This window comes from Rhizobium lusitanum, assembly GCF_014189535.1.
GTDB classification, from domain to species: domain Bacteria; phylum Pseudomonadota; class Alphaproteobacteria; order Rhizobiales; family Rhizobiaceae; genus Rhizobium; species Rhizobium lusitanum_C.
On record NZ_CP050307.1, the window covers coordinates 975,566 to 1,001,571 of the forward strand.

General features: G+C 58.8%; 27 protein-coding genes and 1 pseudogene. 12 read left to right on the plus strand and 16 right to left on the minus strand.

The window, feature by feature from the left end:
* Positions 1 to 170: 170 nt before the first annotated feature.
* Both HB780_RS07515 and HB780_RS07520 read right to left on the minus strand, forming a co-directional pair.
* Positions 171 to 1,253, minus strand: coding sequence for an alkene reductase (locus HB780_RS07515; protein ID WP_183689397.1), 1,083 nt, complete (start codon positions 1,251 to 1,253; stop codon positions 171 to 173).
* A gap of 129 nt (positions 1,254 to 1,382) precedes the next feature.
* A complete protein-coding gene (locus tag HB780_RS07520; protein ID WP_183689398.1) occupies positions 1,383 to 2,171 on the minus strand; it encodes an SDR family NAD(P)-dependent oxidoreductase in 789 nt (262 codons plus the stop codon).
* A 113-nt stretch (positions 2,172 to 2,284) separates the two neighbouring features.
* On the opposite strand from HB780_RS07520, the gene HB780_RS07525 reads away from it, so the two are divergent.
* Complete coding sequence (locus tag HB780_RS07525) at positions 2,285 to 2,863, plus strand: TetR/AcrR family transcriptional regulator (RefSeq protein ID WP_183689399.1); 579 nt, start codon at positions 2,285 to 2,287, stop codon at positions 2,861 to 2,863.
* Between the two features lie 135 nt (positions 2,864 to 2,998).
* Here HB780_RS07525 and HB780_RS07530 read toward each other — a convergent pair whose 3' ends face one another.
* The 10 genes from HB780_RS07530 to HB780_RS07575 all read right to left on the minus strand — a co-directional run bounded on the left by HB780_RS07530 (position 2,999) and on the right by HB780_RS07575 (position 10,698).
* Positions 2,999 to 3,436, minus strand: coding sequence for a YqaA family protein (locus tag HB780_RS07530; protein WP_183689400.1), 438 nt, complete (start codon positions 3,434 to 3,436; stop codon positions 2,999 to 3,001).
* Between the two features lie 235 nt (positions 3,437 to 3,671).
* Positions 3,672 to 4,343 carry a DUF4405 domain-containing protein gene (locus HB780_RS07535; RefSeq protein ID WP_183689401.1) on the minus strand — a complete coding sequence of 224 codons (672 nt, stop codon included), beginning with the start codon at positions 4,341 to 4,343 and terminating at the stop codon, positions 3,672 to 3,674.
* A 17-nt stretch (positions 4,344 to 4,360) separates the two neighbouring features.
* A complete protein-coding gene (locus HB780_RS07540) occupies positions 4,361 to 4,846 on the minus strand; it encodes a cytochrome P460 family protein (protein ID WP_183689402.1) in 486 nt (161 codons plus the stop codon).
* 90 nt (positions 4,847 to 4,936) lie between these two features.
* Positions 4,937 to 5,407 (minus strand): (R)-mandelonitrile lyase, encoded by a 471-nt coding sequence (locus tag HB780_RS07545; protein WP_183689403.1) that lies wholly within the window; start codon positions 5,405 to 5,407, stop codon positions 4,937 to 4,939.
* 75 nt (positions 5,408 to 5,482) lie between these two features.
* Positions 5,483 to 5,848: a carboxymuconolactone decarboxylase family protein gene (locus HB780_RS07550; RefSeq protein WP_286203029.1), complete on the minus strand. Its 366-nt coding sequence runs from the start codon at positions 5,846 to 5,848 to the stop codon at positions 5,483 to 5,485.
* Between the two features lie 115 nt (positions 5,849 to 5,963).
* On the minus strand, positions 5,964 to 7,046 hold the full coding sequence (locus HB780_RS07555; RefSeq protein ID WP_183689404.1) for an alpha/beta hydrolase: 1,083 nt from the start codon (positions 7,044 to 7,046) through the stop codon (positions 5,964 to 5,966).
* A gap of 195 nt (positions 7,047 to 7,241) precedes the next feature.
* Positions 7,242 to 7,706 (minus strand): nuclear transport factor 2 family protein, encoded by a 465-nt coding sequence (locus HB780_RS07560; protein WP_183689405.1) that lies wholly within the window; start codon positions 7,704 to 7,706, stop codon positions 7,242 to 7,244.
* A gap of 93 nt (positions 7,707 to 7,799) precedes the next feature.
* Positions 7,800 to 8,573, minus strand: a complete 774-nt coding sequence (locus HB780_RS07565; RefSeq protein ID WP_183689406.1) for an SDR family oxidoreductase — start codon at positions 8,571 to 8,573, stop codon at positions 7,800 to 7,802.
* A 12-nt stretch (positions 8,574 to 8,585) separates the two neighbouring features.
* Positions 8,586 to 9,521: an alpha/beta hydrolase gene (locus HB780_RS07570; RefSeq protein ID WP_183689644.1), complete on the minus strand. Its 936-nt coding sequence runs from the start codon at positions 9,519 to 9,521 to the stop codon at positions 8,586 to 8,588.
* A 187-nt stretch (positions 9,522 to 9,708) separates the two neighbouring features.
* The gene (locus HB780_RS07575; RefSeq protein ID WP_183689407.1) at positions 9,709 to 10,698 is read right to left on the minus strand and encodes an aldo/keto reductase; all 990 of its coding nucleotides are present in this window, start codon (positions 10,696 to 10,698) and stop codon (positions 9,709 to 9,711) included.
* A 160-nt stretch (positions 10,699 to 10,858) separates the two neighbouring features.
* Here HB780_RS07575 and HB780_RS07580 point away from each other — a divergent pair, with 160 nt between their 5' ends.
* Positions 10,859 to 11,752: a LysR family transcriptional regulator gene (locus tag HB780_RS07580; RefSeq protein WP_183689408.1), complete on the plus strand. Its 894-nt coding sequence runs from the start codon at positions 10,859 to 10,861 to the stop codon at positions 11,750 to 11,752.
* Positions 11,753 to 11,786: 34 nt separating this feature from the next.
* On the opposite strand, the gene HB780_RS07585 is transcribed toward HB780_RS07580, so the two are convergent.
* Together HB780_RS07585 and HB780_RS07590 are read right to left on the minus strand one after the other, a co-directional pair.
* Complete coding sequence (locus HB780_RS07585) at positions 11,787 to 12,389, minus strand: dimethylsulfoniopropionate lyase (RefSeq protein ID WP_183689409.1); 603 nt, start codon at positions 12,387 to 12,389, stop codon at positions 11,787 to 11,789.
* 48 nt (positions 12,390 to 12,437) lie between these two features.
* A complete protein-coding gene (locus HB780_RS07590) occupies positions 12,438 to 14,474 on the minus strand; it encodes an NADH:flavin oxidoreductase (RefSeq protein ID WP_183689410.1) in 2,037 nt (678 codons plus the stop codon).
* Between the two features lie 146 nt (positions 14,475 to 14,620).
* On the opposite strand from HB780_RS07590, the gene HB780_RS07595 reads away from it, so the two are divergent.
* The 5 genes from HB780_RS07595 to HB780_RS07615 all read left to right on the plus strand — a co-directional run bounded on the left by HB780_RS07595 (position 14,621) and on the right by HB780_RS07615 (position 19,174).
* The gene (locus tag HB780_RS07595; RefSeq protein WP_183689411.1) at positions 14,621 to 15,250 is read left to right on the plus strand and encodes a TetR/AcrR family transcriptional regulator; all 630 of its coding nucleotides are present in this window, start codon (positions 14,621 to 14,623) and stop codon (positions 15,248 to 15,250) included.
* Between the two features lie 12 nt (positions 15,251 to 15,262).
* Positions 15,263 to 16,057 carry a pyrroline-5-carboxylate reductase family protein gene (locus HB780_RS07600; RefSeq protein ID WP_183689412.1) on the plus strand — a complete coding sequence of 265 codons (795 nt, stop codon included), beginning with the start codon at positions 15,263 to 15,265 and terminating at the stop codon, positions 16,055 to 16,057.
* A 68-nt stretch (positions 16,058 to 16,125) separates the two neighbouring features.
* The gene (locus HB780_RS07605) at positions 16,126 to 17,127 is read left to right on the plus strand and encodes an ABC transporter substrate-binding protein (RefSeq protein WP_183689413.1); all 1,002 of its coding nucleotides are present in this window, start codon (positions 16,126 to 16,128) and stop codon (positions 17,125 to 17,127) included.
* A gap of 99 nt (positions 17,128 to 17,226) precedes the next feature.
* Positions 17,227 to 18,114 carry an ABC transporter permease gene (locus tag HB780_RS07610; protein ID WP_183689414.1) on the plus strand — a complete coding sequence of 296 codons (888 nt, stop codon included), beginning with the start codon at positions 17,227 to 17,229 and terminating at the stop codon, positions 18,112 to 18,114.
* Positions 18,107 to 19,174, plus strand: coding sequence for a quaternary amine ABC transporter ATP-binding protein (locus tag HB780_RS07615; RefSeq protein ID WP_183689415.1), 1,068 nt, complete (start codon positions 18,107 to 18,109; stop codon positions 19,172 to 19,174). The genes HB780_RS07610 and HB780_RS07615 overlap by 8 nt, the downstream gene beginning before the upstream one ends.
* Before the next feature lie 36 nt (positions 19,175 to 19,210).
* On the opposite strand, the gene HB780_RS07620 is transcribed toward HB780_RS07615, so the two are convergent.
* On the minus strand, positions 19,211 to 20,098 hold the full coding sequence (locus tag HB780_RS07620) for a LysR substrate-binding domain-containing protein (RefSeq protein ID WP_183689416.1): 888 nt from the start codon (positions 20,096 to 20,098) through the stop codon (positions 19,211 to 19,213).
* A 109-nt stretch (positions 20,099 to 20,207) separates the two neighbouring features.
* On the opposite strand from HB780_RS07620, the gene HB780_RS07625 reads away from it, so the two are divergent.
* From HB780_RS07625 to HB780_RS07635, 3 genes are all read left to right on the plus strand, one after another.
* Positions 20,208 to 21,461, plus strand: a complete 1,254-nt coding sequence (locus HB780_RS07625) for an aromatic ring-hydroxylating oxygenase subunit alpha (RefSeq protein WP_183689417.1) — start codon at positions 20,208 to 20,210, stop codon at positions 21,459 to 21,461.
* Positions 21,451 to 22,536 carry an FAD-binding oxidoreductase gene (locus HB780_RS07630; protein ID WP_183689418.1) on the plus strand — a complete coding sequence of 362 codons (1,086 nt, stop codon included), beginning with the start codon at positions 21,451 to 21,453 and terminating at the stop codon, positions 22,534 to 22,536. Before HB780_RS07625 ends, HB780_RS07630 begins: the two co-directional genes overlap by 11 nt.
* 312 nt (positions 22,537 to 22,848) lie before the next feature.
* A complete protein-coding gene (locus HB780_RS07635; RefSeq protein ID WP_007693942.1) occupies positions 22,849 to 23,052 on the plus strand; it encodes a cold-shock protein in 204 nt (67 codons plus the stop codon).
* Between the two features lie 439 nt (positions 23,053 to 23,491).
* On the opposite strand, the pseudogene HB780_RS33470 reads toward HB780_RS07635, so the two are convergent.
* A pseudogene (locus HB780_RS33470) lies at positions 23,492 to 23,611 on the minus strand (DeoR family transcriptional regulator); the annotation flags it as partial.
* A 60-nt stretch (positions 23,612 to 23,671) separates the two neighbouring features.
* Here HB780_RS33470 and HB780_RS07640 point away from each other — a divergent pair.
* Together HB780_RS07640 and HB780_RS07645 are read left to right on the plus strand one after the other, a co-directional pair.
* Positions 23,672 to 24,781, plus strand: coding sequence for a glycosyltransferase (locus tag HB780_RS07640; protein WP_286203007.1), 1,110 nt, complete (start codon positions 23,672 to 23,674; stop codon positions 24,779 to 24,781).
* Between the two features lie 174 nt (positions 24,782 to 24,955).
* On the plus strand, positions 24,956 to 25,954 hold the full coding sequence (locus HB780_RS07645) for a LacI family DNA-binding transcriptional regulator (protein ID WP_183689645.1): 999 nt from the start codon (positions 24,956 to 24,958) through the stop codon (positions 25,952 to 25,954).
* The last annotated feature ends 52 nt before the right edge of the window (positions 25,955 to 26,006 follow it).

Below are 26,006 nucleotides of genomic sequence, written 5' to 3' on the forward strand. Positions count from 1 at the left end.
GGGTTTGGCATTAAGCGCCTGATAATGCGGATCGATTGGTAGCGCCCCGGGGATCATCATCGGCGCTGGATTTATCCGAAAAATCAGAGATTTGCGCTCTTTTGATGAGGAGGCATCGTTCGCTGCGGATTGACAGTTGCAAAAGGCCGCGCAACAGCGCGGCCGATTGGTCACCCGTGGTTCGAAGCCACGAATGGATAGTCGGTATAGCCTTCGGCGCCGCCGCCGTAGATGGTGGTCGGGTTTACCTCCGTCAGCGGAACGGCTGTCTTCAGCCGCTTCACGAGATCCGGATTGGCGATAAATGGCCGGCCGAACGAGAAGAGATCAGCCTCGCCCTTCGTAAAGCGCGACGTCGCGAGTTCCAGGTTGTAGCCGTTATTGGCAATGTAGGTGTTCGCGAATTTGGCCCTAAGCTCTGCGTAATTGAAGGCAGCAGCCTCATGCGGCCCACCTCGCCCACCTTCGACGACATGGAGATAGGCAATACCCATCTCACCCAATTTCTCGGCGATGTAGTTGAATTGCGCCTGCGGATCGGTCGACGTGATACTGTTGATCGGCGAAATCCGCACCCCCGTCCGCTGCGCACCGACCTCCGCGGCCACGGCGGCAGTGACTTCCAATATTATCCGTGCACGACCTTCGACGGAGCCGCCATAGGCGTCGGTGCGGGTGTTGGAGCCGTCCTTGGCAAACTGATCCAGCAGATAGCCGTTGGCGCCATGGACTTCGACACCATCAAAGCCCGCGGTAATCGCGTTGGCGGCGGCGCGACGGAAATCGGCGATGATGGCCTGGATCTCATCCAGTTTGAGCGCGCGAGGTTCGGACACATCGACGAAGGCATTGTTCACGTAAACCTTCGTATCAGCCTTGATGGCGGATGGCGCGACCGGGGCTTGCGCATTCGGCTGCAGATCGACATGCGAAACACGACCTACATGCCAGAGCTGCAGAAAGATGTGCCCGCCTTTGGCATGCACCGCGTTTGTCACTTTCCGCCACCCGTCGATCTGGGCTTGCGTATAAATCCCCGGCGTATCCTGATAGCCCTGCCCTTCCTGCGAAATCTGCGCCCCTTCGGATATGATCAGGCCAGCAGTCGCGCGCTGGGAATAATATTCCACCGCGAGTTCGCTAGCCACGAAGCCAGCGCCAGCTCTGTTGCGGGTCAAGGGGGCCATGACAATACGGTTCGCCAGCGTCAGGGCGCCGAGTGTGTAGGGTTCAAAGAGTGTGTTGTCAGTCATTTCGTTTCTTTTCTTTTCTCTCGTCCGGATTTCATGGTTCTCTGTCGCGCCTCGGAGTTTCGCGCCGAAGCTCGGCACAGGCCGGCCTGCCTTTGCGGCACGGCCTGCGTCGGTGACCGCGCGTAGGCGCTAGGCGGCGGAGCGATAACGCTCTGCTGCGTGGACCTGCGCAAAGCCCGGGAGCATCGCCTGACGTGTGGCCTGATAGGCATCCCATTGGGCGGCATCATGCAGCGGCGGGATGGTGACAGACTCGCGCTTGTCGAAGCCTGCCAAGGCAGCGTCCACGAGTTCACCCACTTCCATCACGCCCGGAAGCGTGTTGACGTCGATGCCGACAAGCTCCCAGAGCTCCGTCCGTGTCGCCGCCGGCAGGACTGCCTGCACATAGATCCCCTTGGGTCCGAGTTCGAGGCTGAGCCCCTGCGAGAGAAACGTCACGAACGCCTTGGTGGCGCCATAGACGGACATTCCGAATTCCGGGGCAAGCCCGACGACCGAGGAGACGTTGATGATCGCACCCGAACCCGCCTCGATGAACCGCGGTGTGACGGCACTGGTGAGACGGGCAACCGCCGTCACATTGAGCGCAATCAATTGGGCGATATCATTCGTAGCCTGATTGGGAAATGCTCCTTCCAGGCTCGCACCGGCATTGTTGACGAGAATTCCGATCTGACGATCGTCGCGCAGACGCGTTTCCACCGCCGCCAGTTCATCGGAATTGGTGACATCGGCCGGCAGAATGTCGATTGTTACGCCGGTTTCCTCGCGAAGTCGCGCCGAGAGAGCCACCAGTCTTGCCTTATTGCGCGCGACCAGTACGAGATTGTGCCCACGCCGGGCGAACCGTTCTGCATATGTGGCTCCAATACCAGAGGACGCGCCGGTGATAAGGACGGTGGGAGTGTCAGCCATTGTCTTGTTCTCTTTCGAATGAGTGTTATATAATTATGATGATGAACCTAATTATGACTTTAAAGTGATGGCTATCATAAAAAAGTCAATGGCAGAGATGGAGAAATCTCGAAATGAAAATCAGTCGCGAACAGATGGCCGAAAACCGCCAAAGGATCCTGGAGGTCGCAAGCCGGCTGTTTCGGGAGAAAGGATTTGAGGCCGTCGGCGTCGCCGAGGTCATGAAGGCCGCGGGACTGACGCATGGGAGCTTCTACGGTCATTTCAGCTCCAAGGACGACCTGATCGTCCAGGCGCTTGCGCACGCGCTTGGCCAACGCAACGGAGCGACACTTCCTCTTGGTGCCTACATGGAGGAGTATCTTTCGCCACGCCATCGCGACAACAGGGCCGGTGGCTGCCCGATTTCCGGACTTGCCGCTGACACGCTGCGCCAGACCCCGGAGGCCCGTGCGGCGGTGACGGATGGAGTGCGGGCACAGCTCGACTGGATGAGCGAGAAGGTCGAAGAGCCAACCGAAGCCGACCGCCGCCGCCGGGCCATTGCAAGCTGGTCGGCGATGGTCGGGGCAACGATCCTGGCACGGGCTATGGTCGATCCCGCCTTGTCGAAGGAGATATTGATGGAGACGCTCGCCTGGATCGATGACGAACACCACCGCCCTGCTTCCGCACTTTCAGATTCTCAATGAGGAACAGTGGCGGCTGGGTCTCCGCGTCTCGTCGGCGTGCATGCGAGAGCAGGAACTCCCTATTCCCCTCAGCCTACGGCTGGTGAAAGAGATGCTGTTCGAACGCGGCGCTGCCGTTTCTTATGAGACGGAAGATCAAGCCAGGCTTGTGGTCACGGCCGCAAGCACAATATACCGCCCAACCTTCGCGACGGTCACCAACAACAGGAATGTCGGTAGCGGCTCTCGCAGAACGCCGGCGGCTATTGTGATCGGATCACCAACGATCGGCAGCCAACTTGCCAGCAACGACCATCGTCCATAGCGTCGATACCATGTCTGCGCCCGATGCATCGCCTGTTCACGAACAGGAAACCATCGGCGCGAACGGAAACGTTCCATGCCGCGACCCAATATCCAGTTGAGCAGTGAGCCGAGGACATTGCCGATGCTGGCGACGGCCACGAGGACCGGAGCCGCATATTCTCCCGTCAGGAGCAAGCCGACCAAGGCAGCCTCGGACTGCATTGGCAGAATGGTGGCCGCCGCAAAGGCAGCCATGAACAAGCCAAGATAGACAGCAAGCTCGGCCATCGGTCAAAGATACGCGATGATTGTGTTGCGTTCGTTGATCCGACAATGTCGATCTTTCGGAAACATACCGATAGCTTTCTCTATACCCTGACCACGGCAGTCTCGGTCCAACCCATACTTGACGAGCGCTTATCATAATGGCGACCGGCAAGATCGAGCAAGTGTTTGCGTGACAATCAACAAGCTTTGAGATTGTCCCCTCACCTTGCAGAAATGGCCAATCGGTGATGACCGGTCAGTGCTTTGCCATCCTCAGCCACTTCATCGCATAGTAGGTGAGGAACATGTAGAGGCCTGCGATAGCGATACAGTGGATGAAGAAGCCCACCACCGACTCCTCGAAGTTCCACCAGTCCAATGTCACCCGCATTGCGAGCTTGGTGCCGAGGCCCAGCTCGAACGAGCTCCAGACCCCATGGATGGCGATGACGACGGCGATCAGCCGAAGCACAAAGCTTCTCACAGCACTCGATTTCGAGATGCCGAACAGATTGCGTCCCACGCCCATGATCATCGGCCAGCGCAGGCCCAGATGGACCGCGAGGATGACCAATGCCCAGTAGGCGGCGAGCGTGTGGATCTGGCGGATCGTGAAGCCGCCATAGGACGACATGAAGCCTGACAGAGTGTTGGAGATAAGCACGCTGGTCACCAGCAACACCAGCATGGTGACGAGCAGCAGCGCGGTGATCGCGACCTCGATCAAGCTCCTCGCTTCGCGTCGTCCTCTAGAGATCGTGCCGTACCAGCGCCTGTTGAAGACGTTGTGCACGATCACCAGCAGAAACATGGCGGTGCCGGCGACCTCATGGACGGTATTGCCCAGCCACCAGTAGGAAAGACCGATCAGCAGCAGGCCGGCGGCTATGAAGTCAAACGTCAACCTTAGGAGAAATACAGAGTTCAACGCGCAAGCCCCTCAACCTATTCGACCGGCGTGTCGTTGAACCTGGGAATGCGGTACCCGGTATAAAGATAATCGCTGTCCGCCTGCCCCTGATGGCAGGATTGGCAGCGGGCGGTGTTCTCGCTCATGTTGATCGTCTTGTCGGGCCAGAACCACTGGAACTGCCAATCGCCGGTGCGGCGACGGTCATCATAGTCGGCACCCCATCCACTCCCCTTTTCCATCACGAAATATCGGTAGAGCGCGCCATCCCGATAATCAACGAGCACGAAATGCGTGCCGTTCGGGATCGGCTGTCCTTTTTTGACAGCTTCCATCGCCTCGGGTGTCGTCAGGATGTGCTCAGTCACATTGCCGCGCCGGACGGTCGTGTAATGCACCAGCTGATCAAGGTTCTCGGGGAACTTCACGCGATTGGTTTCAGCGTCGGCCTGCCATCCGGCAAGGGACACAAAGGCAACAACCATAGAGATCACGAGGAAACGGCTTGCAAATATCGTCATGAACAACCTCGACGGGTTCGTAAAATGAATTGGGGCAAAGCGTGTGTTGAGAGCACGCCTCAATGCTCTGGTGGCTTCGATCGGGGCGGCCTAACGCCGGTACTGCTCGTCCGAAACCTGCTCCTTCCACTCGACCGCTTTACCGTCGAGAGCCTCCGCGATCGCAATGTGACTCATATCGGCGGTGGCAGTCGCGCCATGCCAATGCTTGACACCGGGTGGGATCCAGACGACGTCGCCGGGTCTGATTTCCTGGGTGGAGCCGCCCCACTGCTGGACCAGGCCAGCTCCCGCCGTGACGATCAACGTCTGGCCCAAGGGGTGCGTGTGCCAGGCGGTACGCGCACCGGGCGCGAACGTCACGATCCCGCCGCCAATCCGCGCCGGTGCGTCCCTCTGAAAGCGCGAATCGACACGCACGGAGCCGGTGAAATTGTCGGCGGAGCCCAAGCTGGATGGCTGCGAACCAGCGCGGGCGACGACGACTGCCTGCTCGTCCTGGGCAAAAGCCGCCGAAGTTAGGAGGGCCAGCGAGGACATAATGAACGTAATCGTCTTCATTCGAATCCCTTGTGTTGGTTATGGCCCCACGTCGCGCTTCATGCGCGGGCCGCACATTACGAACCAAAGCGGACTTCAGTTTTTCTGGAAGACTTCCTTGGCCACAGCGACGGCCGAAACGGCATTCGGCCAGCCCGCATAGAAGGCCATTTGCGTGATCGTCTCGACCAGTTCCTCCTCGGTCACGCCATTCTTGCGCGCCAGCGCGAGGTGGGAGCGAAGCTGGTCAGGGCGGTTCATTGCGATGAGCGCGGCAACCGTGATCAGGCTTCGATCTCGCTTCGAGAGCTGGGGCCGCTCCCAGATATCCCCATAGAGCACGTCATCCGTGAGCTCAGCCAACTTGGGCGCTGTGCTCCCCATCAATTGCTGCGCTCGTGACTGCTGCTGCGTGCCCCCCGCCTCAGAAGCGGTTGGCGTTGGCGTTTGTGCGTTGGTCAAACTGGATACACCTCCAGCCAGCAGCACGCCGCCGGTGATAAGTAAGTTTCTGGCGAAATGCTTCACCTTGTTTCTCCTGAAATTCTGAACCTGAGTTCGGAATGGAAATGCGAAATCAGTCGAGGTTCTTCTCGTCGAGGAACTTCGACACCTGATCCGCGATCTCGACGTTGTTCAGGTCCGAAAAGGGAAAATGGGTGTTGCCCCTGATGCCGATCTCCGGCAGGTGCACGACGGTCACATCGCCGCCATGCTTGTTGACCGCGTCCCGCCACAGTCGGGCCATCTGAAGTCGGGCACGCCAGCTATCCTGCGCCGGCAGGTCCACGGGATGATCGGGAATATTGTCGCCGTAGAAGACGAGGATCGGGATCCGCGTCAATGCCATGAACTGCTCCATCGGGACCGTAGCACCTTGAACGGTATCGAAGGCGCTCGGGATCGGAGCGGGCGCCTCGCCTTCGGGGAAAACGAAGCTGCTGCCGGGCTCGAAGGAGACAATCGCCTTGACGTTCTGGTTCTTGATGGCGGCCAGCCAACCGGGTCCGCCGCCTTGCGAATGGGTAAAGAGAATGCCCGGACCGATCCGGTTAAAGAGCGCCGAGACACCATCGGAAGTCACATTCATGTCGAACGGCCCGGTATTGGGCGTCATCGATCGGAAAAATTGGTTGAGCGCCTCAGGACTGCGGTCGAACTGGACGCCCTCGAAATAGTTCGGCCATAAGCCGACGCGGAACTGATTGAACCAGAGCTGCTCGTCCGGTGTCGGCTTGATTGTCGTCTCGACCATGCTGCGACCCGCATCGCCCCGACGCGGCTGGTCGATCAGATAGGTGGAAAAATGCCGACGCAGAAAGATGGTCTGGAAGCCCTCGCGACCATCCGCCGTCGTCTCCCATGTCCTGGAGAACTGGCCAGCACCATGCCACATGACGACCGGAAACTTCCGCGGACTAACCGGGATCTGATAGAAGGCATAGAGATGATCGCCGTGATAAGTCTGCCCCGCGGGCTCCAGCGGCTTCCTCGGATCGAAGGTTCCGGCTGCGGTTGCAACCGTGCCCCCGACCGCAAAGCTACCCTGCTCCTGAATGACGAGAGGCTCGGGCTTGCTCGCCTGTTGAGCCATTGCGGGCGATATCAGGATGCCGGCAGACACCAATAATGGTGCAAAAAAATACTTCCAGGCGCTCACAGTCGGGTCCTTCTATCAAATCAAGACAACCCAAAGCTAAACGCAATGTCACTTTTTTATTAGACAGCTAAGTCTGATAAGCTCTAGAAGCTGAGCTAATCAATCCATCGACCAATCATTTTCAGATGTATGAACATGGGTGCAGCTCGCACCAATGTTCACTTGAAGAGACCTGATCAAAGGGGCAGTTGCGGCCTAGGACTGACCCATCAGCTGCTGGTCCCGCCATGTAAAATACGACGTCCGTTTCGAGATCAGCCACTGACTGCCCTGACGGACATACTCGTCGTTGTAATACACACCATTGGTATGTCTGGTCTTCTTACCATCCACCGTATTGACGAGCACAACGAGGCAGTAGTGAACGGCCGTCGCGCGGTCTCCGTCCAGTTCGGCGGTATGCTGGCCATTTAAGTGATAGGAGGTCTCGAAGTTGGCCATGAAACCTGAAAAAGTATCTTCGATTTCCTTGCGTCCTTTGAGTGACGCAAAGAGCTGTCCTTCGAAATATGTGTCGACGACCGCGTCTTCCGTGAACAGCAGCGCCTGAGTGGCCAAGTCTTTCTGGTCTGCAAGGTTCGAGAATGCGTCGACAAGAGCCTTAAGGGCGGCCTTGTCTTCGAGTGTCTGGATTCGCTGCTCTAAACTGTCGTGTTGCACGATTTTCTCCTGGTGTTGTTCGATGAAGGTAAGAGAGGTCGATTGAGCTGGGCGGCCTGCGCAGCCGGTCGCGAGCAGGATCCGCCACCTGCCTCATTGAAGGGACGCGCGCACCCTGGCTTTATCCAGGTCCTCGGCAACCAGCGTTGGCTCTTGAGCGAGGGGCATGTTGGCGACGTCATGCACTGCATCGAGGGCGCCGACTTCGTCCGCGTCCATCGCATCAAAGAGCCGATCAAAATCATCTGGTGCCGAGCCGGTCTCGGCGACGAGTTCGAACGTCTTGCGCAGAGCTTCGTCGGACGTAAGGCTGCGGACCAGCACCTCCGCAAGCTGGCGCCGGGCAATCACGCCATCGCGCGGGGTGCCGGATTGCCGCTTATCCCCCTGCAGCAGCAGGAGCCGGAGCTGATTGGCGTCGTTGTAGTCGAACCAGCCGGGACGCACGATCGTGTAGGGCAAGCCGCTTGCGCGAACCAACCGCTCGCCGCGCCGTTTCCAATCATGCGCCCCTCTACGATCGGTCACGCCGATGGAGGTCATCAACGCAATACGGACCTGTCGGTTTCCCAATGCGGCCAGAATATTACGAACCCCACCATAATCGACAGCTTCGGCTGCGGATGCGCCGCCGTGCGAACCATGGGTAAACACGATGGCGTCGACACCATCTACAGCGGCTAAGAGCGTATCAGGTTGCGTCAGGTCGCCGACGACAACATCCACCTCTGGTGTCGGACGAAGCTTGGTGCGATTGCGCACCAAAACGCGAACGCTGTGCCCCTCGCGAAGAGCTTCCTCGATGACATATCGGCCGATGCTTCCAGTCGCGCCGACAACCAGAATTTTGATCTGCGACTTACCCATGGCGTTTCCTCACTATTGGTGACTGCTATTTTTCATGTGATGCTCCCAGAACCGGGTGGCATTCGTGATCCACCCTTCGGCGCTGGTGCCGATGCCTGGTCCGAAGCCGTGTCCAAGACCGCTGTATTTATGATATTCGACCTCGGTACCGGCCTGGCGCAGGGCCGCAATGCGCCGTTCCATACGGGATGGAGGCGCTATTCCGTCTTGCTCGCCGGCCACGACAAAGACGGGAGGCTCATTGGAAGAATGGTCTGAATGGCCGGTGTAAGCCATCACGACCACCGACGGCCTGGGAAGGTTGTCGCCTGCGAAAGCCGCAACGCCGTGCGAACCGATCGACGCGGCCATCCGTGCTCCGGCTGAACTGCCCCATAGGGAATAGTCCCTGGTGCCGACACCGAGATCGCCCGCATTCTTGAAGATGTAGGAAATGGCCGCCGCAAGGTCTTCGGTCGCGACCCCACCGCCATATCCGGCCCGATATCTCAGCACCAAGACATTGTATCCGCGGCGGCTGATCTCCAAGGCATAGGGAAAGCCTTCGTGAACAGAACCGACATAGGAAAACCCGCCGCCGGGCGAGACAACAGCGAAGGGCTCTCCCGGTTTGCCACGAAAGAAGAACAAGCCGGTGTTCTCTCTGGTCGGATCTTCCCGTTTCTGCGCCTCGGTGTAAAAATCGTAGAATATCGTTTCGCCCTTGTTCACGTCATCGATCATGCGATTGAGCGCCGAGACGACGTTCCCCGGATCCACATGACTGTGATAGGGCAGAAGCAAGCCGATATTGCCAAGGCGCATCGTCTCGTCATAGGCACGACCATCCCACGGCAACAGCAATCGACCGAAACCCGCAAATGCCGGATTGCCCAGCATGTCGACTATCTGACTAGCAGGGCGCAAATGCGCGGGCTCTCCATCCTTTGAGTGACGCTCTACACGCATGGTAGCGCCTCCACTGGATTGCGCACTGTCACTACCGCCGGCTTCGACAGATGCCGGCGCCAACAATAGAGACAGGGCCACATACACAGAGTTCAGCTTAGAGGTGCCCATGGCATCGAAGGTGAATTTGAACATGGCAGTTGGCGGGCCGCCCAACCTACGAAGCCAGGGCGGCCTGCGATCTCCTTTATCGGCCGGTCATCTTCAGTGCGGCCTCGGGAAGCCGCTCGCCCTGAACTTCGATCTTCGACGCTGCCGTGTTGATTTCGGCAAGATCGTCCGCGCTCAGTTCGAGGTCGACTGCCCCAAGATTCTCCTCAAGACGATGCAGCTTGGTGGTACCGGGGATCGGTACGATCCAGGGCTTTTGAGCGAGCAGCCAGGCCAGCGCGACCTGAGCCGGTGTCGCGCCCTTGCGCTCACCGACCGCTTTGATGAGGTCGACAAGAGCGAAGTTCGCCTTGCGAGCCTCGGGTGAAAAGCGAGGTACGCTGTTACGGAAATCGGTCGGATCGAACTTGGTGTTCTCGTCGATCTTGCCGGTTAGGAAGCCGGCGCCCAGCGGGCTGAATGGCACAAAGCCAATGCCAAGCTCCTCGAGCACCGGCAAAAGCTCTGCTTCCGGCCCACGCCAGAACAGCGAATATTCGCTCTGAACCGCCGTGACAGGCTGGACGGCGTGCGCCCGGCGGATCGTTTGGATGCCGGCCTCGGATAGGCCGAAATGCTTGACCTTGCCTTGCGCTTTCAGATCCTTGACGGCACCAGCCACGTCCTCGATCGGCACCTCCGGATCGACACGATGCTGGTACAGGAGATCGATGCGATCGGTCCGCAGGCGCTTGAGGCAGGCATCCACCGCAGCCTTTATATGGTCCGGCTGGCTGTTTGTGCCCCCACGGCGCTCACCGGTCTTGAGGTCGATGTCAAAACCGAATTTGGTAGCGATGACCACCTTGTTGCGGATCGGGGCGAGCGCCTCACCAAGGAGGTCCTCGTTGATGAAGGGGCCATAGGATTCGGCCGTGTCGAAAAGCGTCACGCCGCGATCATGGGCGGCCCGGATGAGCTTGATCATCTCGGCCCTGTCAGCCGGCGGTCCGTAAAGGGCGCTCATGCTCATGCAACCGAGGCCGAGCGCTGAAACATCCAGATTGCCGATCTGTCGCTTTTTCATCGTTATTCTCCTTGAGGTCTGAGGGTACTACCCGTCAGGAACCACCATGCGCCGCAACGCCATTCGTTTCGTCATTTTGCGAATTGGCTTGAATTTAACGCGTCTGGCGCCATGCGATTAGATGCTATAATCTGCATGTTCCTATAAGATGGGCTAATCAATGCCACATGAGAACTTCAACGACCTCGCCGCTTTCGCCACCGTCGCAAAGGAGCGGAGTTTCACAAAGGCCGCAGCAAAGCTTGGGGTTTCGCAATCCGCCCTGAGCCAAACCATCCGAGCATTGGAAGAGCGGCTTGGGCTCCGCCTGCTCACGCGCACGACGCGCAGCGTAGCTCCAAGCGAAGCGGGCGAGCGGCTGTTGCAAACTGTCGCGCCAAGGTTCGAGGAGATAGAAGCAGAGCTGGCTGTGTTAAGTGAGTTGCGCGAGAAACCCGCGGGCACGATACGCATCACGGCCGGTGAGCATCCGGCCATCTCCGTGCTTCAACCCGCTCTCAAGCGGTTTCTGCCGAACTATCCCGACATCAACGTCGAGATCATCGTCGACTACGGCCTGACCGACATTGTCGCCGAGGGTTTTGATGCCGGCGTCCGCATGGGCGAGCAGGTGGCAAAGGACATGATCGCGGTCCGCATTGGTCCCGAGATGCGGATGGCGGTCGTCGGATCACCGGCCTACTTCGAGAAGCGACCTGCCCCGCAAACGCCACAGGACCTGACTGCGCATAGCTGCATCAATATGCGGCTCCCGACCTATGGCGGGCTCTTTCCCTGGGGTCTGGAAAAGGATGGACGAGAGGTGAAGGTGCGCGGCGAAGGGCAGCTCGTCTTCAACAATCTCGGCTTGAGACTGCATTCGGCGCTGGACGGGCTGGGGGTGACCTACATGCCGGAAGATCAGGTACTCCCCTACGTTGCCGAGGGGCGGCTCATCCGGGTTCTTGAGGATTGGTGCCCCTATTTTCCCGGCTATCACCTCTATTATCCGAGCCGGAGGCACTCTTCACCCGCACTGACCCTGCTCGTCGACAGTCTCCGCTATCGTGGGTAGCTGACGCAAATAAAGACTCTCGTCACTTGGCCAATCAGTGTGGTTCCCCGGCCAACAGCGCCCAGAAGGCCAGGAACGGTGTCTCGACCGATCTCATGGCGTGTTTGATTCCGGGCTCATTGTAAAACGACCCGCCAATGCCGGGAGAAAACCAGTCCCCCTCCCCTCGCTGAAACTCTCCATTGGACAGCACAAGGTAGACTTCCTCGGGAGCGTGATCATGATCCGGATAACGCACATGGGGCGCCATCAGGGTGACGCCGATCCACAGGTCGCTTCGCTCCTCCAATCCGCCGGGACCGATGATCATTGCATTGGCATGGCCATCGGCAAAATTTGTACTCTCCGTGCCGTCACACTTGGTTCGCTGGCGCCATTCGAGGTTCGGCTCGATCCCCTTGAAGCCTTCGACCAACCGCTGAATCAAGGGCTCTGACGTATCGACGGAAAGGACCTCGTTAAGGTTCTTGCAGACAGGGAGGCGGCTCCCAGGTCCTTGCCGTCCGGGGCCCGGGTGCTCAAGCAGTGCAAAAATCTGCGGGATGGAACGACGGGCCTCCAGTGCTTTGGCAAACTGATCGAACGCCGCAAATGCCGCATCCACGAAAAATTGCAGGTTCTCGCTGCGTTCGATCATGTCATTGCCTCCAGAAACTTGGACCGACGAACCGGCCCACCCGCACCATCAGATGTCTTTTGCGATACGCAGCCCGTCATAGATGGCGGCGTGCGTGTTTCGTGCGGCCACGGCATCTCCGATGCGGAACAGCTGGAACTTTCCATCACCATTGCGAACCACGGACTGAGGCTGGCCGTTCAGAAGCTCGTCATGCGAGATTTCGCCGAGGTTGGACGAAAGCGGCTTCAGCTCGAAATAGAGCTCATCCAGCGGGATGGTCCCGTGATTGATGACGATCTGGTCGAAGCTTCGCTGCTTGGAAACCCCGCCATAGTCGCTGCCAACATGGGCCACCAGCAGGTTGCCGCTCTTCTCGACCGCTTCCAGCCGGTAGGTGACAGTGAAGGTCACATCCTGCTTCTGCAGGGAACGCATATAAGGCACCAAGTTCATCGCCATAACTTCCGGGGCGAAAGAGCGGTCCGGCGTCATGATCTCGACCTTGGCGCCGGCCTTGGCAAGAAACTCCGCGGCCTGAAGGCCGGCATGATCGCCGGCGTCGTCAAAGACCAGGACATTGCTGCCCGGTTTCACATCGCCCGAGATGATGTCCCAGGAGGAAACGACAAATTCGTTGCCCTTCGACAGCACCTCCGTATGCGCCATACCGCCGGTGGCGACGATGACGACGTCGGCATTTTCGGCCGCGATAGTTTGGGCGTCGGCCCAGGTGTTGAAGCGAAAGACGACGCCATGCTTCTCGCACTGGCTCATCCGCCAGTCGACAATGCCGATCATTTCGCGACGGCGCTCGCTCTGCGCCGTCAGCCGGATCTGCCCGCCGGCATTGTTGGCGGCCTCGAACACCACGACCTCATGGCCGCGCTCGGCGGCAACGCGAGCAGCTTCCAGACCGGCCGGACCGGCACCAACGATGACGACCTTTTTGCGAACCTCGGCCTTCGCAATGACATGCGGCATGGTTTCTTCGCGGCCCGTCGCCGCGTTGTGGATGCAGAACGCCAGACCGCCCTGATAGATACGATCGAGACAGTAGTTGGCGCCGACGCAGGGGCGAATATCATCTTCCCGCTTCTCCATGATCTTTCGGACGATATGCGGGTCCGTCATGTGGGCACGGGTCATGCCGATCATATCGACCTTGCCTGCGGCGATGGCGTGGCGGGCGGTTGCCACATCCTGGATCTTGGCGGCATGGAAGGTCGGGAAATTCGTTGCCGCACGGATTTCACCGGCAAAATCGAGATGCGGAGCGCTGGCCATGCCCTGGATCGGGATGACGTCGGTCAGGCCGGGGTCCGTGTCGATATGGCCGCGAATGACGTTCAGGTAGTCGATCAGGCCACTTTCCTTCAGGCGCTTCGAGATTTCGATACCTTCGGCCTTGTCCGTTCCGCCGGGAAGACATTCGTCGGCGGTGTAGCGTACGCCGAGAATGAAATCGTCCCCTACCCGTTTTCGCATCGCCGCGAATACGTCGAGACAGAAGCGCATACGGTTTTCAAGCGAACCACCATAAGGACTGTCGAGCTCGTTGGTGACCGGAGACATGAACTGATCGATCAGGTGGCCATAGGCTTCCAGTTCCACACCGTCCATGCCGCCCGCCTTCATCCGCTCCGCCGCATCGGCAAAGTCCTTGATGATGCGTTCGATGTCCCAATCCTCCAATTTCTTCGGGAAGGCACGGTGCGCTGCCTCGCGGTGATGGGATGGAGCCAGAACGGGGAGCCAGTCGCCCTTGTCCCAACGCGTGCGCCGGCCAAGATGCGTGAGCTGGATCATAATCGCAGCACCCTGTTCGTGCACGGCATCCGTCATTTCCCTGACCCACGGAACGATCTCGTCCTTATAGGCAAGCAGGTTGTTGAAAACCGGAGGACTGTCTCGCGAAACCGCGGCCGATCCCGCCGTCATCGTCAGCGCCACGCCGCCTTTTGCCCGCTCGACAGTATACGCGCGGTAGCGCCCCTTCGGCATGCCATCCTCCGGATAGGCCGGCTCGTGGGAGGTCACGATAATGCGGTTCCGCAGGGTCAGATGCTTGAGTTTGTAGGGCTGAAGGAGGGGGTCGTTCGACATGGGTCGTGCTCCGGATTTAAAACGTCGGCATCGACGCTAAGTGTAATGTACACATGTGTCAACAATGAAAACAGACAAGTCGCTCTTGTGGACACTTATGTACATTTACATTGTGCGACGCCCTACAATTTGTTAGGAGGTAATCTATGGATCAGACTTTGAATGACACCGGCTGGCGAGGATCGCAGGAGGGGTGGCTCGAGGCCGCCTATCTCTCCCTGCTCGATTCCGGCGTGGATTCGGTGAAGATTCTCCCGCTCGCGAAAAGGCTCAATCTGTCACGGACCAGCTTCTACTGGTTCTTCAAGGATCGCGAGGAACTCTTAGCCGCGCTCGTTACGCGATGGCGCGACAAGAATACCGGCGGCATTGTCAGGCAGACGGAGGCTTATGCGGAATCGCTGGCCGAGGCGATGCTCAATGTCTTCGACTGCTGGCTCAACAACGAGCTGTTCGATGCAAAGTTCGAATTTGCAGTCCGCAGCTGGGCGCTGCAATCCGACGAGATCCTCGAACAGGTTCGGGAAGCCGACCAGATGCGTCTCGAAGCATTGAAGCGCATGTTCATTCGCTTCGGCAACTCCGAGATCAATGCAGACGTAAGGGCGCGCACGACCTATCTGGTGCAGATCGGCTATATCTCCATGCAGTCTCAGGAGGATATCGCCGTCCGCATGAAGCGCATTCCCGAGTACATCGAGATTTACACCGGTCAGGTGCCGCAACAGAGGGAGCTCGATCGCTTCTTCTCCCGGCACAACTACAAGCCTGACTAAGGGGGCGTTAACATGCATGGCTCCCTAAGAACCGGTATTGTTGGTGGCAGCGGCTGGCTCGGCGGAGCCATCGCCGGCTCGCTTCTAGATGCTGGCCTGGTCGAGCAGCAGACGCTCTCGCTATCCTATCGCAAGGAGCAGCCGCAACGTTTCGCAAATGCTTTCTGGACGACGGATAACCAGGCACTTGCCGATCGATCGGACATTATCATTCTCTCCGTCCGGCCGGCCGACTGGAGTGGTCTGGCCGTCGATGCCCGGGGCAAGCTCGTCATCTCCGTTATGGCAGGGATTCGTATGAGCGCGCTGTCCGACCGGCACAATACGGGTCGCGTGGTCCGTTCTCTCCCGAACGCCGGCGCCGAAGTCGGCAAATCCTATACGCCCTGGATCGCCTCCAATGAAGTCGACGACGATGATCGGAACATCGTTCGAGCCATCTTTGATGCATGCGGGTCACAAGACGAAATCGCAAGCGAGACGGATATCGACTACCTCACGGGCCTTTCCGGGTCCGGGCCGGCATTTCCCGCCTTGCTGGCATCCGCGATGATGCGTGACGCGATTGCCTATGGACTGCCCAAAGAGATTGCCCGGCGGGCGGTCACGACTGTGCTAGCGGGCGCCGGCCGTCTGATCGAGCACAACGAGGACTGTCCCGACGACATTGTTAGAGCCTTTCTCGACTACCGTGGCACCACTGCGGCGGCCATTGAAGGCATGCGTGCCGCAGGCTTCGACGCTGCTGTCGCGAACGGGCTATCAGCGGCATTCAAGAAATCGGTAAGTATGGGGGACGCTTCCTGACAACCGGTGGGTGGGTGTTCTGCGGCACCCCGCTCAGTTCTGAAGGCCGCACAATAAAGGGAACGAGAATGAAAAAATTACTTTCGTCCACAATCTTGATAGCCGGCCTCTTCGGAGGAGCCTCCTTTGCCAGCGCCGCCGAATGCGGCAGCGTCACCATCGCCAGCATGAACTGGCAGAGTGCCGAGGTTCTTTCGAATCTCGACAAGATCATCCTGAACGAAGGTTACGGCTGCCAGGCTGAAATTACTGTCGGCGACACCGTCCCGACAATCACCTCCATGGCGGAAAAGGGTCAGCCGGACATCGCGCCGGAAGCATGGATCGACCTGCTTCCGGACGTCGTGAAGAAGGGAACGGAGGAAGGCAAGATCGTTGCAGTCGGCTCCCCGTTGCCGGACGGCGGCAATCAGGGCTGGTGGATCCCGAAGTACCTTGCGGACGCCCATCCCGACATCAAGACCATTCCCGACCTCCTGAAGCATCCGGAGCTCTTCCCGGATCCAGAAGATCCGTCAAAGGGAGCTATCTACAACGGCCCGCAGGGCTGGGGCGGCACTGTCGTCACCTCGCAGCTCTACAAAGCGTTTGGAGCGGAAAAGGCTGGATTCACGCTGGTGGATACAGGATCGGCCGCCGGTCTCGATGGCTCTATCGCCAAGGCTTATGAAAGCAAGAAGGCATGGGTAGGCTACTACTGGGCGCCCACAGCATTGCTCGGCAAGTATCCGATGGTGAAGCTGGAGGCAGGCGTTCCTGCTGATGCCGCGGAGTGGAAGCGCTGCAACACGGTGGCGGATTGCCCGGACCCGAAGCCGAACGCATGGCCGATCGACAAGATCGTTACCCTCACCGCCAAGCCCTTTTCCGAAAAGGCCGGCCCCGAAGTCATGGACTACCTCGCTAAGCGCTCCTGGAGCAACGAGACCGTTAACAAGCTGATGGCTTGGATGACAGACAATCAGGCAAGCGGCGAAGATGGTGCCAAGCACTTCCTGAAGGAAAACAAGGACGTCTGGACGAAGTGGGTTTCACCGGACGCAGCCAAGAAAATCGAAGCTGCTCTGTAAACGTCTATCCTGCGGTGCGCGAAAGCGCACCGCCTCTCAACAGCCGACAAAATCAAAAAGACTTGAGCCACGGCTTCTTGTATAAAGAAGGGGAACCGAATGGAATGGTTTTATAAATTTCCGCACATGGACGATGACGCTCTGCGGAACCTGAAGAAGGCGATAGACGACGGCTTTCGCTGCTTCACGCGCGCCTATGGCGATACAATCGAAAGCCTGTTTTCGCCGCTGCAACGCTTTCTGATTGCCGCCGATCGCTTCATGACGCAGACGCCGTGGCCAATCATTACCCTGATCATTCTTGTCATCGCCTGGTTTGCGACGCGCAGCCTGAAGATCGTTTCCGGCTGTCTCGTCATTCTGCTGCTGATCGGCTATTTCGATATGTGGGACGACACCATGCGGACGGTCTCGATGATCTTCGTCTGCACCATCCTGTCGATCGCCATCGGCATTCCGATCGGAATCCTGATGGCACGCTCCAACACGGTTCAAAGGATCATCAATCCTATCCTCGACGTGATGCAGACCATGCCGAGCTTCGTTTACCTGATCCCCGTGGTTATGCTGCTCGGGATCGGTAAAGTGCCCGGCCTGATTGCCGTCGTCATCTATGCCATCCCGCCCATGATCAGATTGACAGACCTCGGCATCCGTCTCGTCGACAAGGACGTGCTGGAAGCGGCGGACGCGTTTGGAACTTCGAACGCACAAAAGCTCTTCAAGGTCCAGCTTCCGCTCGCCTTGCCCACGATCATGGCCGGCATCAATCAGACCATCATGATGGCGCTTGCCATGGTCGTCGTCGCCTCGATGATCGGTGTGCAGGGCCTCGGCCAGCCCGTTCTGAAGGCGATCGCCAACCAGTACTTTACATTGGGAATGTTCAACGGCCTTGCCATCGTCGGCATCGCCGTCATCTTCGACCGGGTCAGCCAAGCCTATGGCAAGAGGCTCCAGAAGCATCGGGAGATCGTCCATGGCTGAGCAACATTTCGGCGGGATCAAGATCCGCCACCTGTACAAGATTTTCGGCCCCAATCCGATGGCTTATGTCGATGCCGTTCAGAAAGGGCTGACGAAAGCCGAATTGAACGAAAAACATGGACATGTGCTGGGCCTGAGAGACATCAATATCGAGATCTCGTCGGGCTGCATCCAGGTCATCATGGGTCTTTCCGGCTCGGGAAAGTCGACCCTCATTCGGCACATCAACCGGTTGATCGACCCGACCGCCGGCGAGGTGCTGGTTGACGGCGTGGATGTCGTCAAGATGAACGAAGCCGAACTGCGCACCTTTCGCCGCCATCAGACGGCGATGGTCTTCCAGAAATTTGCGCTGCTACCGCATCGCAACGTCCTCGACAACACGATGTTCGGCCTCGAAGTCCAGGGTCTCGATCGGTCGAAGGCCCGCGACGTCGCCATGCGATGGCTGGAACGCGTTGGGTTGCGGGGCTTCGAGCAAAAGTATCCCAATCAGCTTTCCGGCGGCATGCAGCAGCGTGTTGGCCTGGCGCGCGCCCTTTCCAACGATGCCCCGGTCCTGCTGATGGACGAGGCTTTTTCGGCACTCGATCCGCTGATCCGCATGGACATGCAGACGGTTCTCCTCGACATCCAGAAAGAGATCAAGAAAACCATCGTCTTCATTACCCACGATCTCGACGAAGCGCTTCGCCTGGGTGACCAGATCGCCATCCTGCGCGATGGCGAAATCATCCAGCAAGGTACAAGCCAGGACATCGTCCTGAGGCCGGCCGACGAATACGTTGCCAATTTCGTCAAGGAGGTCAATCGCGGCCGGGTGGTTCATGTCGAGGCTGTCATGAGACCTTTTCAGGCGGGTACGGCTTCGAGCGGAGCGAGAATTGCCGCCGGCTCAACGGTTGAGGAGGCCATGCGACTGCTGACATCCTCGCCGGACGGCGATGTCGTCGTGACCTCGGCGACAGGAGACGCAGTTGGATTGATCAACCTGCGTGAACTCGCTGGCGCCATGGTCAATTCGCACACCTTTGCTCCTCCCGCGGTCGCGGCGCAGTGAGCCGGCCGTGGGCGGGGATCCATGGTCGCGCTCCATTCAACCGTGTAACGCTGCGGTGAGCCACGCCGCAGCCCGGTCGCGTGCAAGCGTACCCCTTCCCTTCAGCGGCAGCAGAACGTTGTAACGGCCTTCCGCCGCAAACTCTGCTTCATCAAGCGGCACGAGTGTCCCATCATTCAGGAATGTGCGGACCAGGACTCCCCAGCCAAGCGCGACCCCTTGTCCGGCGCGTGCGGCGGCGATCGCCTCCGTATAATGATTGAACCGAAGTGACGGCTTGACGTCGAAGGCCGTTCCTCTTTCTCCAAGCCACCGCCCCCAGGAAACCCACGACCGATCGGGAACCTCCGTCTCGATGAACTCGTCCGCGGGCGATAGCGGACCCGCCACTCGGTTTTTCAGGTAGTCGGGAGAGCAGACAGGCATGATGATATCGCCTTGGGAGGCAATGACGGTTCCATCGCTGAAGGGCGGCAGACCATAGCGAATGACGATATCGATCTCACCGCCGTCGAGGTCGATCCTGTTATCCTGCGAGACGACACGCACCTGAATACCCGGATTGAGGCGGCGAAAGTCTGCCAGTCGTGGCAGTAGCCAGAATGACGAAAACGCCACGGTCGCTCCGATGGTTACGACATCCTGAGCGGACAATTTGATCGCTTCGATGCTCTCGGCGATGTTCGCGAAGCTCTGAGCCAACGTCGCCCCCAGCGTCAGGCAAGTCGCCGTAGGCTCGATCGCACGATGCTTGCGCAGGAATAATGGCTGACCAAGTTCCTCCTCCAGCGTCGCGATCTGCCGGCTCACGGCTGCCTGGGTGACGCCGAGTTCGCCTGCGGCCACGGTGAAGCTTTTCCTTCGAAGGACGGCCTCCAAGGTGAGCAAGGCCGTTAGCGATGGAAGCCGTCTCCGGAAATGCATCTTGGATGCCCTTCGCATTACATGAGGTTATGTCTACGCAATATTAAATGCCGTTGAAGAGCCCGAACCACAAGGGCAATCTGCTGATACCCACGCATAAGAGGTCCTCATGCTAAATAGGCTTCCTTCTTCCATCTCGGCGCTACTGACCGCCCGCGCCGACGGACACTCATTGCCGGCGGGCCTCTACACGCGCGAAGATGTCTTCGAGGCGGATTTGGACGTCTTCTTTCATCAGCACTGGATCTGCGTCGGCGTCGACTGCGACGTGCCGGAACCAGGTGACGCCACCGTCGTCGATATCGGCAAGACCAGTCTCATTCTTCTGCGGGACGATGATGGAGACATCCGGGTTCTGCACAATGTCTGCCGCCATCGCGGGTCCCGTCTGCTTAATCCGGGCAAGACGATCGTCTCGAAGCTCGTGTGCCCGTACCACACCTGGACTTACGAACTGACGGGAGAGCTCAGCTATGCGCCTCATATGGGCAAGGATTTCGATAAGGACTGTCACAGCCTGAAATCCGTCACCTTCAGGTCGATCGGCGGGCTCATCTATGTCTGTCTTTCCGACAATCCGCCCGAAGACATTGCTCTGCTTGAGCAGACGATGATCGAGCGCCTCGCCCCTTATGATATCCGCAACGCCAAGGTCGCCTATCAGACCGACGTCATTGAGGACGGCAACTGGAAGCTCACGATGGAAAACAATCGTGAATGCTACCACTGTTCGGCAAATCATCCGGAGCTCTGCGTCTCCTTCGTCGATCTCGATTTTGGCTTCGACCCCGAGACGCTAAGTCCCGAGGATCGCGAACAGGCCGAGGAGCATTCCAGGCTCTATGAAGAGCGCACAAAGGCATGGGAGGCAGACGGCTATCCCTCGACCGCCGTCGAGCAACTCGGCGACTGCGCCACGAACTTCAGGACCCAGCGCCTGATCATCGCTGGAGCCGGCGAATCCCAGACCCACGATGCCACGACCGCATCCTCGAAGCTGCTGGGCCACATGACCCGCAAAGATCTCGGCAACACGCATCTGTGGGGACATAATAGCTGGAACCATTTCATGGGTGACCATGCCGTGGTGGCGACCGTCATTCCACTCTCCGCTGGCAAGACCCTGGTCAGAACCAAGTGGCTCGTACACAAGGATGCCGTCGAGGGCGTGGACTACGATCTCGATAAGCTTACGGACGTGTGGATCGCGACCACGGATCAGGACGCCGACCTCGTTGCGCGTTCCCATGCCGGCACGCTCGACCCGGCATATCAGCCGGGACCGTACTCGCGGTTTACAGAAACGAATCTCGACAAGTTCGCCACCTGGTACATCGATCGGATGCGCGCCCATGGATACTAGGAGCCCACAGACCCCGGCATTGACCGCCGCCCCTCACGACACCTGGAATCCGGAACAAGATGACGCCCTCTTATGTCTGGATGTCCAAGCAGAGACGCACGACGTCAAGACGTTCACCTTCGCATCTCGCGACGGGAAGCGTTTCGCATTCAAGGCGGGCCAATATTTCCTGTTCGACCTAGACCATAATGGAGATGCTGAAAGCAGATGTTACAGCATCTCGTCCTCGCCGCACCGGACCAATGCTTTTTCGGTGACGGTGAAACGGGTTCCCGGCGGCAGAATTTCCAATTGGCTGCATGACACGCTCATCCCGGGAGCAACGATCAGGGCGAACGGCCCGCTTGGCCATTTCGTCAGGCCGCCAGGCCGCAAACTTCTCCTGCTCTCTGGCGGCTCCGGCATTACGCCGGTGATGTCGATGGTGCGCGAACTTGTCGACAGTTGCGATCCCGCTGATGTTGTCTTCATGCATGCTGCCCGGACGCCGCAGGACCTGATCTTTCGCGACGAACTGGCCGGCATCGCGCGAAAACTGAAAGGCCTTCGCCTGCATTTTCTTCCGGAGAGCGTAGTGGGTGAACCGTCTTGGTCAGGTCTGACTGGCCGCATTTCGATCGACTACGTACGGCTTGCGGTTCCCGATATCGCGGATAGAATCGTGATGTGCTGCGGCCCAGCCCCGTTCATGGTAGCGGCGCGCCACATCGCCACCGAACTCGGCGTCGCTGACGCGAACTATCTCGAGGAAAGTTTCGACGCCGCGGTTATCGACGACCCGGCAATTCCAGTCGTTCCAGAGGCGGCCGCGAAGACTTTCCAGGTCACATTCTCGAAACAGTCCCGTAGCATCGAGGTGGCCGGCGAACAGACCGTACTCTCCTGCGCGAAGAAAGCTGGGGTGAGAATACCATCATCCTGTGCGAACGGTGTCTGCGGCACCTGCAAGTCGAAGCTCACCTCCGGCTCCGTCGACATGAGCCACAATGGCGGAATACGCCAGAGGGAAATCGATGCGGGTTTCTTCCTTCCCTGCTGTTCCAAGCCACTCAGCGACCTCGTCATCGAACGTTGAGTGTTCCGGGCGGAAGGTCTGTGCTGGCTGCTGCCGAGCCGCAAATTGGTTCGGAAACCTGCCGCATGGCGCGCATCACCGTCGTTTTCGCGACGGACGCGCGCCTTTTTTGCCGGTTTACGGGCGTCGCGGATCGGATCGCGAGATCTAAATATGGCGGAGACGCTCGCTGTTACACTGATTTTTTGTCTATATCGAAACCTGAGACTGCATCTGCCTTTGGAAAAGCTCGCTTACTTGTAGCCGTCGGAGACTATGCGCTATAAGGTTGGCACGCGCGCTAGATGGCCGTGGAAGTGAAGAGGAAGTGTTATGCCGACTGGTACTGTTAAATTTTTCAATGAGGACAAGGGATTTGGCTTCATTACCCCCGAGAATGGTGGAACGGATGTGTTCGTTCACGTTTCCGCTCTGCAGCGGGGCGGTTCGCTTAGAGAAGGTGAAAAGGTAAGCTACGAACTGGGCCAAGATCGCAAGACTGGAAAGTCGAAGGCCGAAAACGTCAGCGTGCTCTAATCGCATGCACTAAATGATCGATCACGGATTTAGCCTGTTTCATTATTGGAACAGGCTAAATCCGACTCGGGTGAATTTGAACAGACGTCGTCCGATAGGCTACGGTTGACGATTGGCTTGTGAGATCTGAATCTGACAGCCGAAAGCACATAGCCAGAGGCACAATATCCGCGGCATCGATATGTTGCTTAAGGTTTTCGGTACAACCAGCAAGGCTCTTTTCAAGGCCGCCGGTGCCGATAGAGCCGCCATAGGTGCCGGCCCTCCACAGGTGGAATGCGTGTCGATATCGGTGATATCGAGAGTGTCGGTAGAAAAATAGTTCCTGTCCCCCGCTGCCTCAATGGTGATGAGCCCGCAAATCAGCCCGGTGTCCTTGGCGACAATGAATAAGTCCTCATCCCAGATGACGACGTCATTCAGCGACCTCGCCCGCCGCTCACGCGTAGCGGACTTCCACGCCTAGTTTTTCCACTCGGTTGCGGATGCTGTGTGGCATGTTGCTGTCCGTGATGATCAGATCGACGCGCGACAAGGAAAAAGCCTTGGACGAAGCCCCATAGAATACGCTTGCCTGAATGGCGATTTTCTCGCCTGGATGCGAAGCGACCAAAGAACGATGGAGAGCGGACTTGGCTCGTTCGCGATCATGGCGGAAGCCCGCCGCAGGTTGCTGGCCATGGCCGTCGACTGGGCCGAACAGGGTCGCGCCTCCGCGCAAGGCGCCGACCTGCTGATCGGCAACGGCATGGTCTATTATCTGGCGGCATCATTGGGGGAGCGCCTTGGAGTGCCGGTCGTCGAAAGCCAGTTGATGCCGACGCTGCCGTCTCACACGTCTCCGCCTTTACCCTTGCCGCAATGGATGTACCGCCTCTCCGGTTTTGCCAACAAGGCGCTCGGCCATGCGGCCCGTCTTCTGGTCTGGAAGACCCTGAAGCCCGCCTATAACGAGATCGTCAGGCCCGCTCTGGGTCTGCCGCCCTACCCGCGCTTTGCGCCCTTTCAGGATAAATTTCTCAACCATCCGCGCCTTTTCGGCTTCAGCCCGACACTGATCGAACCTTCGGCAAGCTGGCCCGAACAAACCCGCGTGACCGGACCGTGGTATCTGGAAAGCACGGATACATGGCGGCCATCCGAAGCTCTGATGCAGTTTCTGGAGAGCGGGCCGCCGCCCATTTACGTCGGCTTCGGCAGCATGATGCATCATGATGCGGCGGGATTTACCGATACGTTACTCGGCGCGGTCAAGATGACCGGCAAACGCGCCGTCCTGGCGACAGGATGGGGAGGCTTGAGCGAAAAGGCGGACTTCGATAGCAGCACGGTTTTCGCCCTTGAGCGTGCCCCGCATGACTGGCTCCTGCCGCGCATGGCCCTGGCCGTGCAGCATGGCGGCGCGGGAACGACAGCCGCCGCCAGAGCCGGCATCCCTTCGGTCGTCACACCCGTTTTTGGCGACCAGCCCTTCTGGGCCGCGAGGCTCGAACATCTGGGCGTCGCCCCCAGAGCGTTGCCGAGAGAAAAATTGACCGCCACTTCGCTCGCCTCGGCAATTTTGGACGCCGATGCACCACACATGTGTGAGGCGGCGAGAAAGCTCGGCGAGAAACTGAGGGCAGAGCAAGGCGTTGAAAGCGCCATCGATGCGCTGCGTGCCTGGGGCCTGCTGTCGCCTTCCACCACGGCGGCCCAAACAGCAACAGGCTCAAATCCGCCTGATTGAACTCTCTCTGTTCGATGCATTGCGATCGGGCGCTTTAGAGCTTCGGCTCCATGGCGCCCGAGGCTCAACCGTGATTGCACTGCACAATCAAAAAATCTTGAGAAAAGCTTTTCTCATCTTGACTCTCGGTATGAGAAAAGCTTTTCTCACTACAAATAATTCGGGAGAGGACATCTGGAAAATCAGCGTGGCAGAAGCGGGCGGACGACGATTCACGATGTTGCCGCTGCCGCGGGTGTGAGCATTTCGACGGCATCGAAGGCATTGAACAATACCGGTCGAATGGGCGGTGAGACGCGTGAGCGGGTCAAGCGGGTTGCGACCGAGATCGGTTTTCGGCCGAACGCCTTGGCCAAGGGGCTGCTCAGCAATCGCAGCTTTACCATCGGTCTTCTGACCAACGATACCTATGGCCGTTTTACCCTCCCGGTGATGGCAGGCATTACGGAAGCGCTCGTGGATCACGGTGTCTCGGTGTTTCTCTGTACGATCGAAGACGATCCTGCGCTCGGAAAGGTTCATGTGGACGCCATGCTCGACAAGCACGTCGATGGCATCATCGCCTCGGGAAAGAGGATCGACCGCCGGCTGCCGGTGGATCTGTCCAACCTGCCCGTGCCGGTGGTCTACGCCTTCACCGAAGGAACGCCCGACAGCGTCACCTTCTGCGCCGACGATTTTCAGGGGGCAACGCTTGCCGTCGAATGGCTGATAGGTCTCGGCCGCCGACGGATCGCCCATATCACTGGTCCCGACAGTTTCGTCTCGGTGCGCGAGCGCGCTAAGGCCTATCGGGATCTCGTCGGCGACGCATTACCGGTGATGTATGGCGAATGGTCCGAAGCCTGGGGGCACGAAGCCGTTGCCAAGCTGTGGAACACGCCCGGACCGAAACCGGACGGGATCTTCTGTGGCAACGACCAGATCGCGCGAGCGGTCGTGGATGCGCTGCGCGAGCGTGGCGTTTTTGTGCCGACCGATGTGTCCGTGGTTGGTTTCGACAATTGGGAGATTGTCGCCGCCCAAACCCGGCCGCCGCTGACGACGGTGGATATGAATCTCAAGGCGCTCGGGCGGGAAGCCGGGCTGACGGTTCTGGCGTTGGCGGAAGGACGCGCCGTTGAACCGGGGATGAGGACATTGCCCTGCGAACTGATCGTGCGGCAGTCGTGAGGGGAAACCTCGAGAATTGACTGGTTGAGGAAAAGGGCGGGAGAAACGCCCA